At 67.4% G+C, this 13,182-nt stretch carries 7 protein-coding genes; 3 read left to right on the top strand and 4 right to left on the bottom strand.

The window, feature by feature from the left end:
- The 4 genes from AB0B96_RS39320 to AB0B96_RS39305 form a co-directional block, all read right to left on the bottom strand.
- Positions 1-189: ATP-binding cassette domain-containing protein (locus AB0B96_RS39320; protein WP_362521484.1), on the bottom strand; the 189-nt coding region annotated here is incomplete at its 3' end.
- Positions 190-203: 14 nt separating this feature from the next.
- Positions 204-1,388, bottom strand: coding sequence for an ROK family protein (locus AB0B96_RS39315; RefSeq protein ID WP_362907204.1), 1,185 nt, complete (start codon positions 1,386-1,388; stop codon positions 204-206).
- A 130-nt stretch (positions 1,389-1,518) separates the two neighbouring features.
- Positions 1,519-5,046, bottom strand: a complete 3,528-nt coding sequence (locus AB0B96_RS39310; protein ID WP_362907202.1) for a ThuA domain-containing protein — start codon at positions 5,044-5,046, stop codon at positions 1,519-1,521.
- A 459-nt stretch (positions 5,047-5,505) separates the two neighbouring features.
- Positions 5,506-6,402, bottom strand: coding sequence for an SDR family oxidoreductase (locus AB0B96_RS39305; protein ID WP_362907200.1), 897 nt, complete (start codon positions 6,400-6,402; stop codon positions 5,506-5,508).
- A gap of 354 nt (positions 6,403-6,756) precedes the next feature.
- Between AB0B96_RS39305 and AB0B96_RS39300 the strand changes: the two genes are divergently transcribed.
- The 3 genes from AB0B96_RS39300 to AB0B96_RS39290 all read left to right on the top strand — a co-directional run bounded on the left by AB0B96_RS39300 (position 6,757) and on the right by AB0B96_RS39290 (position 13,139).
- Positions 6,757-7,815, top strand: a complete 1,059-nt coding sequence (locus AB0B96_RS39300) for a dihydrodipicolinate reductase (protein WP_362907198.1) — start codon at positions 6,757-6,759, stop codon at positions 7,813-7,815.
- Positions 7,816-8,380: 565 nt separating this feature from the next.
- The gene (locus AB0B96_RS39295; RefSeq protein WP_362907196.1) at positions 8,381-8,761 is read left to right on the top strand and encodes a hypothetical protein; all 381 of its coding nucleotides are present in this window, start codon (positions 8,381-8,383) and stop codon (positions 8,759-8,761) included.
- Positions 8,748-13,139 (top strand): AAA family ATPase, encoded by a 4,392-nt coding sequence (locus AB0B96_RS39290; protein ID WP_362907194.1) that lies wholly within the window; start codon positions 8,748-8,750, stop codon positions 13,137-13,139. Before AB0B96_RS39295 ends, AB0B96_RS39290 begins: the two co-directional genes overlap by 14 nt.
- The last annotated feature ends 43 nt before the right edge of the window (positions 13,140-13,182 follow it).

Below are 13,182 nucleotides of genomic sequence, written 5' to 3'. Positions count from 1 at the left end.
CGTCCCCTCGTCGGGCTGGTGGGCACCGGCCAGGGTCTTGATCAGAGTGGACTTCCCGGCACCGTTCTGGCCGAGCAGACAGTGCACCTCGCCGGGCAGCACCTCCAGGTCGACGCCGTCCAGGGCGCGCACTCCGGGGAACTGCTTGACGATCCCTCGCATGAGGAGAAGGGGCGTGACTTCCGACATGGGGCCTCGCTGGTTCATCGTGGGGCCGAGAAGACGTGGTCGCTGCTGAGCCTGGCCGCGCCGACCACGCCGGCGTCGGGTCCCAGCTCGGAGAGCACGATGGGCAGGTTGCCGGTCGCCAGGGGCAGCGACCGCCGGTAGACGACGCTCCTGATCTCCGCCAGGAGGAGGTGGCCCAGCTGGGCCACCCCTCCCGCGATGATCACGAGGCCGGGGTTGAAGAAGCTGACGAGCCCGGCCAGCACCGTGCCGACCCTGCGCCCGCCGTCGCGGATGAGCCGTACCGCGTGGGCGTCGCCCATCTCGGCGGCCGTGGCGACGTCCTCGGCGGTGAGGGTGCCCGTCTCGTCGAGACGGCGGCCCAGATAGACCGAGCGTCCGGCGATGGCCGTGGCCTCCCTGGCGAGGGCGGTCCCGCCGAAGTAGGCCTCCAGGCAGCCGACGTTGCCGCAGGCGCAGACGGGTCCCTGGTCGTCGACGCGGATGTGGCCGATGTCGCCCGCGCTGCCGGATACCCCCCGGTAGATCTTGCCGTCCACCACGATCCCGCAGCCGATGCCGGTGCCGATCTTGACGAGCAGGAAGTCGTCCACCTGCCTGGCCAGCCCGGCGTGGAGTTCGCCGAGGGCCATGATGTTGACGTCGTTGTCGACCACGGCGGGGCAGCCGAGAGCCTGGCCGACCGCCTCCCTGACGGGGTAGCGGTCCCAGCCGGGCATGATCGGGGGGGCGACCGGGACCCCTTCCCGGAAGCTGACCGGCCCGGGGAGGCCGACCCCCGCGCCGTGCAGCTGGATGAACTGTCCCTGCTCACCCAGCTTGGCGATCATCTCCATCGCCTGGTCGAGCACGGCCACGGGGCCGTCGCGCACGTCACACCGCTCGCTCAGGTGGCCGAGGATCTCCAGCTCGCCGTCGGTGACGACCACGTCGATCGAGGTGGCGCCGATGTCGACACCGGCGAAGCGAAGGTCTGCGGAGAGCCGTACCAGGCCGGACCTGCGCCCGCCGCGCGAGGCCGCGAGCCCCGCCTGCTCGGCCAGGCGCAGCTCGATGAGCCGGTCGAGTTCCAGGTTGAGCCGGGAGCGCGACAGGGCGGTCACGTCGCCGAGTTCGGCGCGCGACCGCGCCCTCTCGCGCAACAGCCGGAGAAGCGCGGCTTGGTACGCGTTCTCCGGCCGAGCGACGGTCCGCTTCACAACACCCTCCCTGTTCCGAGCAGGTGTGCAGAAGCTAACCCTCTTTAGACGGGTTTGTGAATCACTTTTACCTAACGGTTCGCCGACTTTTGCAGCTATCAGCAAAAGTCGGCGAACTTGACCGCTCCCGTCAGCTCACCCGGGTGAGCCTCCACTGCTGGTTGTTACCGCTTCCGCAGGTGGCCTGGGTGAGTTGCGTGCCGTCCGCGGTCGAGGCGCCGGGCACCTCGAGACACAGGTTGCTCGCGGCCGAGGTGATCTTCCAGGCGCCGTTGGTCCCGGCGGCGAACTTCCACTGCTGGTTGGCAGCGGTGTGACAGGTCCACTGGATGATCGTCGCTCCCGACGCGGTGGAGCCGCCGTTCACGTCCAGGCACTTGCCACTCTGGACACCGGTGAGGGTGAAGGCGCCGCCCGCCGCGGCGGTGAACCTCCACTGCTGGTTCGTGCCGCTGCCGGCCGTCCACTGCAGCACCCTGGCTCCGTCGGCCGTGGACTGGCCCTCCACATCGGCCGCCTTGGAGCTGTGCACGGCGGTCAGCCGGTAGACGCCGCCTGCCACGGGTCCTTCTCCGGTCGAACCCCCCGTCGCGTTCAGGGTGAAGGAGTCGAGGTCGAACTGGTTCGCCGTCGGGTGCTTGAACACCAGGTACAGCGTTTGGCTGCCTGTCAGCGCCGTCACCGAGGTGGCGGCCGTCTGCTGGTAGTTGTTCCAGCCGCCGGTGTTCGGCACGGACGTGGTGGCGAGCAGCTGCCCCGTGGGCGAGCCCGCGCGCAGCTCGATGGAGCCACCGGCCGAGGCGGAGGAGAGCCGGTAGCTCACCGACGCCACCCCCTGGACGCTCATCGGCGAGAAGGAGATCCAGTCGTTGTTGGAGATGTCACCGACACGCTTGCCGTTCTGCGCGCCGGCCTGGTCGACGATCCTCACCCCGGACGAGCCGGTGAAGTACTCGGCCTGCTTCTGCCTGGGCTGCAGGATCAGGTTCGCGGTGCTGGACAGGCCGCCCTTGTCGGTGTAGGTCGCGGTGAGGACGTAGAAGGTGTTGGCGTCCGCGTCGTGACCCGAGTTCGTGGTCACCACGGTCCCCGAGCAGCCGGTGAACTGGCCGGTGTCGTGGCTGTGGGTGTCGTGGCCGAGCGCCGTGACCACCGTGACCTTGGAACAGTCGATCGTGCCGTCCTCGGGGTCGGTGACGGTCACCGTGTACGGGACCGAGTCACCGAAGTTGATCGCCGTTCCGTCGGGCGGTGAGCCGAACCTCACCACCGGTGCGGTGTTGCCGACCGTGATCGGCACCGTCGCCGAGCCGCTCTTGCCCGACGGATCGGTGATCGTGAGCTTGGCGGTGTAGTTGCCGGTGGCGGTGTAGGTGAACGAGGGGTTCGCCGCGGTGGAGTCGGTCGAGCCGTTGTTCGTGAAGTCCCACGCGTAGGTGAACGCGTCCCCGTCCGGGTCGGCCGAGCCCGCCGAGGAGAACTGGACGGTGAGCGGCGCCTGGCCGGAGGTGGGCGTCCCGCTCGCCTTCGCGACCGGGGCGCGAGAGCCGCCGTTGATGTAGTCGATGCGGTAGACGCCGTCGTCGGGGTTGGTGCCGCCGTAGCCGACCCCCCACTCGATGAGGTACATCGCGCCGTCGGGGCCGAACTTCATGTCCAGCGGCGACCTGAACCCGAGGTTGGACAGGAAGCGGTTGGTCTTCAGCATGTTGCCGCTGCCGTCCAGCCGCATCTCCATCAGGTAGTTGCGGCTCCACTCGTAGAAGAACGGGGTGTCGTCGAAGTAGGCGGGGAACTTCGTCTCCGAGGGGTTCGCCGCGTCGTAGTGGTAGAACGGCCCGCCCATCGGGGCCGCGCCGCCGCCGTTGCCCATCTCCGGCCACTCGGGCACGAGGTGGTAGTTGTACCAGACGGTGGCGGGCTTGACCGCGGGCAGGTTCGTCATACCCGTGTTGTTGGGCGAGGTGTTCACCGGCGCCGAGCAGTTGAACTTCGCCCCCGAGGTGGAGGTGGCGAAGTTGTAGTCGTTGAACGGGATGTTGTTGCCCACGCAGTACGGCCAGCCGTAGAAGCCGGGCGACTTGATCAGGTTCCACTCCACGGTGCCCTCGGGCCCGCGGTTGGCGTTGGCCGACCCCGCGTCGGGGCCGTAGTCGGCCGCCGAGATCCAGCCGGTCTCGGAGTCCACCGAGAACCGGAACGGGTTACGGAAGCCCATCGCGTAGATCTCCGGGCGGGTCTGCGCCGTGCCCGGCGCGAACATGTTGCCCGAGGGGATCGTGTAGGTGCCGTTGCTCTCCGGGTGGATCCTCAGGATCTTGCCGCGCAGGTCGTTGGTGTTGGCACTGGTCTTCTGCGCGTCGAAGTTGGAGCGGCCGGAACGCTCGTCGATCGGCGCGTACCCGTCGGAGGAGAAGGGGTTGATGTCGTCGCCGACGCCGATGTAGAGGTTCCCGCCCGGCCCGAAGGTGAGATACCCGCCGGTGTGCCCCGGCTCGTCGACCCTGGTCGCGGGGATGGAGAGGAGCTTCTTCTCGCTGGACATGTCCAGGGTGTCGCCGTTCAGGGTGAAGCGGGAGACCTGGTTGATCGCCGCGGAACCGGTCGGCGAGTAGTTGAGGTAGACCCAGCGGTTCGTCGCGAAGTTCGGGTCCAGGGCCAGGCCGATCAGCCCGTCCTCACCGCCGGTGTAGACGCTCAGCGTGCCGACGGTCACGATCTGGCCGTTGCTCTTGCGGATGAGCATGAGCTTGCCGGAACGGGCGATGTAGTAGACGTCCCCGTTGGGAGCGATGTCCAGGCCCATCGGCTGGTCGGGCGCGCTGTCGAGCGTCACCTTCTGGTACCGGTTCCACACGGTGCCGCCGCAGTCGCCCGCGGCGTTGCCCGCCGCCCACTTGACGCCGCCGAGCACGTGCTGACGGAAGTTGGCCTCGTTGTAGGAGGCGCTCTCGTGCCCCATCGCGGTCGCCCACACGCGCCCGCCCTCGGTGCTACGGCACCAGGAGATCGGGTGGTCGGGGCCCATCTTGTTTCCGCCGGCGTCGTAGGTGCTCTCGTCGGCGGCGACCAGGACGTGGACGTCGCCTCGCATGTTCTTGCTGAAGTTGTACCACTCCTCGGTACGCGTCCAGCGGTCGGGCAGGCCCACGGTGGAGGGGTGCTTCTTGTCGAGGACCTTCGCGGTGCCCTGCACGGTGGCCGAGTGCGCGGTCATGTGCGCGCCACCCATGATGAGCTGGTCCCACCAGGGGAACTGCGCCTCGATGTTCATGTCCGTGGTGTTGTGGATCGCGACGATCCCGCCGCCGTTGTTGACGTACCTCTGCATGGCCTGACGCTGGGCGTCGTTGTCCCAGACCATGCCGGAGTTCTGCAACATGATGATCGCGTTGAAGCCCGCCAGGCCCGCGTCGCTGAACACGCTCGAGTTCGCGGACTGGACGACCTCGAAGTCGTTGGCGGCGGCGAGTTGCTGAACCATCGTGATGCCGGATGGGATCGACGCGTGCACGTAGTCGGCGGTCTCGGTGAACAGCAGCACCCGGAAGGCGGCCGCCTTCGCGGCTCCCGCGTTCGCCGAGGCCATCGAGACCCCGGAGACCACGGATAACAGGAGCAGGATGGGGACCATTAAGGCGGTGAGCTGGCGGCGCATGGAATCTCCTGGGGGGTTAAGAAGGACATGCGAAACGAACCGGGCGGCCCTGACGGGCCGAACGGCGCGACGATGCCGGGAGAGAGCGGCAAAAAGTCGAAAAGCCTGGTGGTTTCTGGCTTATTTCCTCTCCATTTCAGGATGGTAAGGATGAGTTCTGACGACAGTCAAGCAAAAGATTGTCCAGTCAAGGCAGAAAGGCGCGCCCCGTACGGCGAAAGCGGCTCCGTCCAGGCAGTCCCTTCAGGCCCCATCGAACGACTCATTTGAATCCCGCATCGCCCGACCCTTTTTTGGTCATCCCAAACCAAACCCGCAACCACCCCGAAAACGTCCTGGGCAACAAAAAGGGCGCCCTCCCGCGGAGAGCGCCCTTCGGCGAACGTCGGCCGGCCACCCTGTACCCGCCCGGCCGTCCCGGTCAGGCGGTCAGGCGGTCAGGCGGTCAGCGTGCGGCGCTCAGAGCATCGCCTTCATCGAGGCGGTCGCCTGCTCGCCGAGCGTCGTCGGGGTGAGGTACGGCTGCTCGGCGAGGATCGCCTGCCAGTTGTCCCGGATGTCCTCCACGGTGTGGTCGTCCTGCCGCCAGCCGGGCCCCTCGGCCACGAACACCCGCGCGATCCGGCCGCCACCGACGCTGAAGACCTCGCCGCTGGTCTCGCAGGCCTCGTGCGCCAGGAAGGTCACCAGCGCGCTGACCCGCTCCGCGGTGAACTTGGCCTCGAACTCCGCGGGCAGGAGCTCCTCGGTCATCCGGGTCCAGGCGATCGGCGCGATCGCGTTGGCCTTGATCCCGGCCCTGGCACCCTCGATGCCGAGCGTCTTGGTGAGGCCGACCAGCCCCATCTTCGCGGTGGAGTAGTTGGCCTGGCCGAAGTTTCCGAACAGCCCGGCCGGCGAGCTGGTGTTGACGATGCGGCCGTATCCCCGCTCCTTGAGGTGCGGGAAGGCCGCCCGGCTGACCAGGAAGGAGCCCCGGACGTGGACGGCGAGGACCTGGTCGAACTCCTCGACGCTCATCTTGCCGAAGGACCTGTCCCGCAGGATGCCCGCGTTGTTGACGACGATGTCCAGCCGCCCGTAGGTGTCGATCGCGGTCCGCACGATCGCCTGGGCCCCCTCGGGGGTCGCGACGTTGTCGGTGCTGGCGGTCGCCTCCCCGCCGGCCTTCCTGATCAGCTCGACCACCTCGGCGGCCGGGCCCGCGGAGGCGCCGGTGCCGTCCAGCGCCCCGCCCAGGTCGTTGACGACCACCTTCGCGCCGCGCTCGGCGAGCGACAGCGCGTGCGAGCGGCCGAGTCCGTGCCCCGCGCCGGTGATGACCGCGACCCTGCCGTCAAACCGCAGCTCTGACATCCGCAATCCTCCCACGAGAACATAATTCTAGTCGTCTGAACAATAGCCCGCCCGACCCTCGCGATGCCATGGGCACCCCCGGGAGGTCACCTCACGACGGAGTCCGCGAAACCTTCCCGGACACCGCTCGCGAAACCGGGGCGAGCCGTCGGCGACCCCCTCGACACCATCGCGGGGACCATTACCGAGAAAGGCGCGCGGCGGTAACCGAGAATGCTGGAGATCATTGCGCATAGTAAGCACCCGTGTTAATTTCTGCTAAAGTTTTTGCCTCACACGGGCGAGGGTCAACGACGACACCCCTCACTTTTTCCCAGTAAGGCCCCGCCCAATATTTTGGGCTGGAGGCCCTATATGTCCTTATCGCCGCCCCTGCGCGTGGTCCAGTGGGCCACGGGCGCCGTCGGCAGATACTCCCTGCGCAGCCTGATCACCCGGCCGGAATTCGAACTCGCCGGGGTTCTGGTCTACGACCCGGACAAGGTGGGACAGGACGCGGGGACCCTCGTGGGGCTCCCCGAGGCCGGTGTCGTCTGCACCGACGACGTCGAGGAGATCCTCGCCGCGAAGGCCGACTGCGTGCTGCACATGCCCCTGCCGGCGTCCTACTTCGGCGGGGAGCATCCGAGCGACGTGGAGACCATCTGCGCGCTGCTCGCCACCGGCAAGAACGTCATCACCACCACCGGGTTCGTGTATCCCAAGTGCTACGGCCCCGGAGTGGTGGAGCGGCTGGAGGCCGCCTGCCGCGCGGGGGGATCGTCCCTGCACGGCACCGGCGTCAACCCGGGCTTCATGAGCGACGTGCTGCCGCTCACGCTGACCGGCCTGTCCAGCCGCGTCGACCACATCTACGTCCGGGAGTCGTCCGACTTCCGGGGCCACCCGTCCCGGCAGATCGTGGTGGATCTGTTCGGCTTCACCCGTTCGGCCAAGGACTACGTCGCCGCGGTGCGCCCCTTCCGCGCCTTCCAGCGCTCGCTGTTCGCCGAGAGCGTCCAGTTCGTGGCCGACAACCTCGGCGTGGCCCTCGACGAGGTCGAGGAGAGCGACGAGTTCGAGCTCGCCGCGGAGGAGTTCGAGATCGCCGCGGGACCGGTCAGGGCGGGCACCGTGTGCGCGTCCCGCTGGATGTTCAGCGGGCTGGTCCGCGGCCGTCCCTTCATGACCGTGGAGTGCGTCTACAAGGCCGACGCCACCCGGGTGCGACGCTGGGCCGACCCCGGCTTCAGCGTCCACATCGAGGGCGTGCCCCAGCTGATGCTCACGGTCGACGAGATCTCCCACGGCCTGGCCGGCGCCGCCGCCCACGCCGTCAACTCCGTCGCCGCCCTCTGCGCCGCTCCGCCGGGCATCCACACCGCGCTGGATCTCCCCCTCGCCACCGGCCGGGGCACCGTCCGCCTCGCCTGAGGATCCTCCTCGGCCCCCTCCGAGGCATCCCCAGAGCGGACGTTCACCGCCCGCCGACCACCAGGCGGACATAAGCCTCGTTCACCATGATGAACCGCACACGATGCATCAATGAACAATATGTAACGTTCATAATATTGTTGGACATAGGCCATTTATGTCCCTGTCGAGGCGGTACGGATCTTCAACATGCAATGTTCTCTTATCGCAGTACATTGCCAGCCTCCTTCCTTACCTCCCGATCATGCGGTACGCGTAAGCCGACGAACCGAGAGCCGAGGAACGGGCCGAGCGCGCACCCGGGGCACGCCGCCACGCGGGCGGCGAACAAGCAATGATCAACGCGAATCCACCGCTTCCCGACCGGGCCGTCAGTTAACGACGCACCGCGACCATCGACGTTCAACCGGTAAGTCAGGTATGCTTTAATCCTTCTACCGTAAAAACAAACAAAGCGCTTATCGGGGCGCGTCTATGGGCACTCCAACCACTTTGGATTCGCGGCGGGCCCAGGATGTACGGCGCTGTCAGGGAAAACCGATTCCCGAGCAGAATGGCGTGGCACATGGATCTCGTCGTAAGCGTCTTGAGCATTGACACGGGCGGCGCGGACGATCTCCGCAGCCTCGCGGCATGGCTGGAGGCCGAGCCCGAGTTACGAGGAAGAGTCACCTTCCTCGAAAGTGATCCGTCAGAGGGAAGATTGGGGCCGCTGGTCGAAGCGCTCCAAATAGCGCTGGGGTCGAGTGGCCTGGTCGCGGCGATTTCCGGTGTGATCGTCGCATGGATCGGTTCTCGCCCCGGGGACGTCACCGTGAAACTCATCCGGGGAGACGACAAAATCGAGGTGAGCGCCGGACGGGTGCGGTCACTCGACACGACGAAGCTCGCTGCCCTCACCGTCGAGATCGTCGAAGCATTGGAAAGCACCGATGATCGAGGATGACCTCTCGAAGGCCGGTGAAACCCGCCGGGAGCCGAGTGCCCGGAGATCTCCGCTTCTGGCACTCTCCTCTTCGGGGAGCAGAGTTCTCCTCGCCGGAACCGGGCTGCATATGCCGGGGTCTCGTTTACCGGATATTCCGGCCGTCGCGTCTACAATAGAAGACCTTGGCCAATGCCTCATCCAGAAAGGCGGCCTGGCGCCGAGCGGATTATCGGTTCTCCTCAATCCGCCGACACCGGTCGACCTGGGAAACACTTTCGCCGAGCTCGCGCAGGACACGACGTCCGTCCTGATGTTCTATTTCGTGGGGCACGGCCTGGTCAGCGCGGAGAACGAACTGCACCTCGCCACCCAGGCGACGATCGACCTACGGCGAGGAGTGCCCGGTTACCAGGCGTTGCCCTACTCCCTCGTGCGTCAGGCTATCGCGAAGTCACGCGCCGAATTGGTCGTCGTCGTCCTCGACTGCTGCTTCTCGGGACGTGCGCAAGGGGTTTCGTCGCGATTGGTGGACCTTTTCTCCGACAGCATGACCTCGGGCGCGTACCTGCTCACCTCCTCCAGTAGAGACGAGGCGTCATGGGCGCTGCCGGGCGCTCGTCACACGGCGTTCTCCGGCGAGCTGATCAAACTGCTGAACGAGGGGGACCAGGCCGGCCCCCAGGTGTTCTCCCTGGACTCCATCTATCGGAACCTGACCCGGTCCCTGCCCGAGAAGGGTTTTCCGAGCCCGCGACGGCACGCGACCGACCTGGGAGATCGTCACGCCTTCGCCGTCAACCCGGCGTACGTGGTGCCGCAGGCGCCCCCCGCCCCGCCCGTGGTGCAGCCGACGGAGGAGGAGTCCCCGTACCGCGGCCTCGCCACCTTCGGCCCGGAGGACGCGGCCAACTTCTTCGGCCGCGAGGATCTGACCCGGGCACTGGTGGCGCGCGTCCGGGAAAGCTCCGGGACCGGTGGCATGCTCGTCGTCACAGGACCTTCCGGATCGGGGAAGTCGTCGCTGTTGCGGGCCGGCGTCGTCCCCGCCCTTCGGCGCGAGAGCACCGGGGAGACACACGCCGTCGTCCTGGTGCCGGGCGCCGACCCCCTGGCCGAGCTGGCCCGGCGGCTCGCCGGTCTGCGCGACGTCGACACCGGGGAGGTCCGTGCCCGGCTGGAGGACCCCCAAGGGGCCGGGCGGGCCTTCTCCGGCCTCCCCGGCCGGGTCCTGATCGTCGTGGACCAGTTCGAGGAGGTCTTCACCGCCTGCCAGGACGAGGCACGACGCCAGCGGTTCATCGAGGTCCTCGCCGAAGCCGCAGGCGATGACCGGGCCAGGGCGCCCGTGACAGTGGTGGTGGTCGTCCGCGCCGACTTCTTCGGGCACTGCGCCGCCTACCCGGAGTTGCTGGCGGCACTGCAACACCCCGAGATCGTCGGGCCGATGACCAGGGCACAGCTGCGTACCGTCATCGAGGAGCCCGCGGCACGATCGGGTCTCAGGCTGGAGAGCGGCCTGTCCGACCTCCTGCTCGACGAGCTCGGCGCCGACGAGGTCTCCACGGGCCGAGCCGACGCCGTGCTCCCGCTGCTGTCCCACGCGCTGCTGGTGACCTGGCAGCGGCGCAGCGGGAACATGCTCACCCTCGCCGGGTACCGCGCGTCCGGTGGCATCGCCCGGTCTCTCGCCCTCAGCGCCGAACAGACCCTGACCGAGATCGGCTCGCAGGCGGAAGGGCTCGCTCAGCGGCTGCTGCTTCGGCTCATACACCTCGACGACCAGACGGACGCCACGAGACGGCGAGTGGCGATCGCCGATCTGCTGGACGGTTCCCAGGGTCAGGTGGCCGCGAGCACGATCCTGGGCAAGTTCGTGGAGGCCCGCCTCATCACGGTCGACCAGGACAGCGCGGAGATCACCCACGAGGCGCTCATCCGGGCCTGGCCCAGGTTGAAGAGCTGGATCGATACGGACCGGGCCAATTTGTCGATGCGTCAGCACCTCGCCACGGACACCGACACCTGGGTGCGCCACGGGCGCGACTCCGCGTATCTCTATTTCGACAGCCAGTTGGTGGCGGCCGAAGCCGTCCTGAACGGCTCAAGTGAGCTCACGGCGAACGAACGGGCGTTCCTCCAGGCGTCGAGCCGGCGCGCCCGCCGGCGCCGGAGGATCACCACCGCGGTGATCACCGTCCTGTCCGTGCTGCTTCTCACCGCCGTCGCGGCCGGTTCCTACGCCCGGCAGCAGAGCGACGAGGCGATCCAGCAGAGAAACCGGGCCATCGCCAGCCAGGTGAGCGACACCGCGGACACGGTCTCGGACCGCACTCTCAGCGGGTTCCTCGCCCTGATCTCGTATCGGCTCTCACCGCTCCCCCAAACCCGCGGAGCCGTGCTCAGCGCGCGCACCTGGCAGACCGGCGCACGACTCTCGGGTCACACGAACGCCGTGTGGGCCACCGCCTTCAGTCCCGACGGCCGGCTTCTGGCATCCGCATCCGATGATCACACCGTCCGGCTGTGGGATGTCCGGGATCCGGCTCGCCCTCGCATACACCACATACTGACCGGCCACACCCGGGCTGTCCGCGGAGTCGCCTTCCATCCCGGAGGAAGGATACTGGCGACCTGCGACGCCGGCGGGACAGCCAAGCTGTGGGCGGTCGACGGCGCTTCTCCACCACGGCAGATAGCGTCGTTCACAGCGAGCCCGCAGATGCTGAGGGAAGTCGCCTTCAGCCCGGACGCCCGGTTGCTCGCCCTGGCGTCGGCTGACCACACCACCAGCCTCTGGGACGTCACCGACACCGCGCGCCCTCGGCGCATGTCCGTCCTTCGAGGACACAAAGATCAAGTGAGTGACGTGGTGTTCAGTCCGGACGGGCGAACCCTGGCGACAGCCTCCTTCGACATCACGGCGCGTCTCTGGGACATCACCGATCCCGCCCGTCCCCGCCGGTTGGCCGTTCTCCCCGGCCATGTGAAGCCGCTGGAGGCGGTCGCCTTCACTCCCGACGGACGCGGGCTCGCCACCGGCGCGGACGACCAGCAGATCATCGTCTGGGATGTGCGCGACCCCGCCAAGCCGACCAGGAAATCGGCCCTGGAGAACACCGGTGGCAGCATATTCGACATCACTTTCAGCCGTGATGGCCGAACCATGCTCGGATCGTCGTACGACAACACCACGTGGGTCTGGGAACTGCCGGACGAGGGCCCGCCGATCCTCTCCACGGGACTCGCTGGGCATACGAATTCGGTCCTCGCCGTCGCCATCAGGGACGACGGAGTCGTCGCCACCAGCTCCGGCGACCTCAGCGTCCGCCTGTGGCGCATCGGTACCGCCGGTGGCGTCACCCGTTCACCACGACTGCAGTCTCACCAGTGGGCCGTCGAAGACGTCTCCTTCAGCCCGGGAAGAAAAATCGTCATCGACGCGGCCGACGACAACACCGCGCGACTGTGGAATGTGGCGGACCTATCCCGTCCGTACCCCCTGGGGACCCTGACAGGGCACGAGAACATCATCGTCCGCGCGAAGTTCGATCCGAGCGGAAACCTTGTCGCCACCGCTTCCTGGGACACGACCGTGAAGCTGTGGAACGTCGCGGATCCCGCTCACCCCGTACTGCTCTCCACCCTTCGCCCCGGCACGCAGAACGCCTTCTCCGTCGCCTTCAGCAAGGACAGTCGCTATCTTGTCGGCACCGCGCAGGATCCCTCGGTCCGTATCTGGGACATCGGGGATCCGGGAAATCCTCGCCTCGTCACGACACTGACCGACCTGCCGGAGAAGGTGGCCGACATGGCGGTGAGTCCCGACGGGGCCACCCTGGTCATGGGCACGACGGACAACCAGGCATATTTATACGATATTCGCGACATGCGAAAACCGGTGCGACTGAGCACGCTCGCCGGGCACCTGAATCCCATCAACAGGGTCGCGTTCATTCCCGACGGCCGTAAGATCGTCACCGCCTCGGGCGACGGCACCGTGCGCGTCTGGGATGTGTCACGCCCCTCGCAACCCCGCACTCTCGCGACCCTGGCCACGCACACCGCCCCCGTGATCGGTCTCGCCGTCAGTTTCAACGGCCGCACCCTGTCGACCGCCGGGAATGACGGAAGCGTACGCCTGGTGGATATCACGGATCCCGCGAAACCCCGTGTTACGACGATCATGAAGCGGGCTCAGGACCATCCGATCGCCGTGGCGTTCATCGACGAGTATGACACTCTCCTCACCGGAGCACAGAGCGGAAAACTCCAGGTCTGGAATCTCGACATCGACGAGGCGATCCGCTTCATCTGCGGGGTCGGCGGTACGCCGATAACCCGGGCGGAATGGGGGCAGTACATTCCCGATATTCCTTATACGCCACCGTGTACATGAGCTTCCATCAACGGCCGGTATGTCCGCCCCCGGACATGCCGGC

Source organism: Streptosporangium sp. NPDC049046 (genome assembly GCF_040649155.1).
Lineage (GTDB): Bacteria > Actinomycetota > Actinomycetes > Streptosporangiales > Streptosporangiaceae > Streptosporangium.
This window is presented reverse-complemented; position numbering and strand designations above follow the sequence as displayed.

Coding starts and splice junctions, on each gene's coding strand:
- AB0B96_RS39310 (WP_362907202.1), bottom strand. CDS start 5,046: ATGCGCCGCCAGCTCACCGCCTTAATGGTCCCCATCCTGCTCCTGTTA.
- AB0B96_RS39290 (WP_362907194.1), top strand. CDS start 8,748: ATGATCGAGGATGACCTCTCGAAGGCCGGTGAAACCCGCCGGGAGCCG.
- AB0B96_RS39305 (WP_362907200.1), bottom strand. CDS start 6,402: ATGTCAGAGCTGCGGTTTGACGGCAGGGTCGCGGTCATCACCGGCGCG.
- AB0B96_RS39300 (WP_362907198.1), top strand. CDS start 6,757: ATGTCCTTATCGCCGCCCCTGCGCGTGGTCCAGTGGGCCACGGGCGCC.
- AB0B96_RS39295 (WP_362907196.1), top strand. CDS start 8,381: ATGGATCTCGTCGTAAGCGTCTTGAGCATTGACACGGGCGGCGCGGAC.